Here is a 645-nt window from a genome sequence, read left to right as displayed (position 1 = left end):
TTGCTTTATTGCTTTGTCATACTGAGCGTAAGCGAAGTATCTATGTTTTTGGGATTTTCTTCTTTTTGCTAAGGGGGAGAGGCTTGAATTTGCAAGTGTCGATTCCAAAACAACAGAAACTACCTATCAAGTTTCACAAATATAAAAAACATTCTCTAAGATTCCGCAAAAAGAAAAAAGGTTTATTCAATATCTTTTTTTAAATCTTTTCTTTTTCGCAAAAAGGGGTTTATCCCTTCCCGTTCGCAATCGTGTCGCTCACCCCTTAGCCCAAAAAAGAATAAAGCAACCGCTTTTTCTTTTTGCAATCAAGGGGAGAGCCTCGCTATTCCCTATCACACTTCGCTTTGGCGGTGGCACTGACTTCTACCTTGAATCCAAAGCTACACACCACGAGAGGGACGAGAGTAAGGCTTACACGCAAAGCGTGTAATATTGATTCTATGGATTCTGCTAACGCAGAATCTCAAGCAGATTCTACAATTGCTAAAGTGGCAAAGCACGACTTTGCCACCATAAAATTAAATCGCACAAAGTGCAAACCTCTTAAAGCGTCGTCGGGTGGGGGATACATAAGGGGGAGGGGTGACTTCGCGTGTAGCGAAGCAAACCCGTTTTACGCAAATTCAAACCCCTCCCCCTTAT

At 42.0% G+C, this 645-nt stretch carries 1 pseudogene; it reads left to right on the top strand.

The features are described from left to right. Positions 1–353 precede the first annotated feature (353 nt). A pseudogene (locus LS74_RS10795) lies at positions 354–645 on the top strand (hypothetical protein); the annotation flags it as partial.

This window comes from Helicobacter magdeburgensis (assembly GCF_000765825.2).
Lineage (GTDB): Bacteria > Campylobacterota > Campylobacteria > Campylobacterales > Helicobacteraceae > Helicobacter_C > Helicobacter_C magdeburgensis.
This window is presented reverse-complemented; position numbering and strand designations above follow the sequence as displayed.